Genomic DNA, 296 nt, shown 5'->3' with positions numbered 1-296 from the left:
CCAGCAGATCGCGGCCGGTGCGGAGGAGACCTCGGTACAGGCCGGTGTGGTCTCGGGTGCGGCCGGTGAGGTCTCGCGCAACGTGCAGACGCTGGCTGCTGGTGCCGAGCAGATGGGTGCCTCGATCCGCGAGATCGCCCACTCGGCCAACGAGGCGGCCCGGGTGGCTGCGCAGGCCGTGACGGTGGTCGATGAGACCAACGAGTCGGTGGGCAAGCTGGGTACCTCGAGTGTGGAGATCGGCAACGTGGTCAAGGTGATCACCTCGATCGCCGAGCAGACCAACCTGCTGGCGC

The 296-nt window shown here is 68.2% G+C and carries 1 protein-coding gene; it reads left to right on the top strand.

What is annotated here, in order from left to right; all coding sequences use genetic code 11:
• The coding region (locus D9V37_RS19975) for a methyl-accepting chemotaxis protein (RefSeq protein WP_232525057.1) at nt 1–296 on the top strand (296 nt) is incomplete at both ends.

It is taken from the genome of Nocardioides mangrovicus (assembly GCF_003674065.1).
Lineage (GTDB): Bacteria > Actinomycetota > Actinomycetes > Propionibacteriales > Nocardioidaceae > Marmoricola > Marmoricola mangrovicus.
Note: the sequence above shows the minus strand (reverse complement) of the source record. Positions and strands in the feature narration are given on the sequence as shown.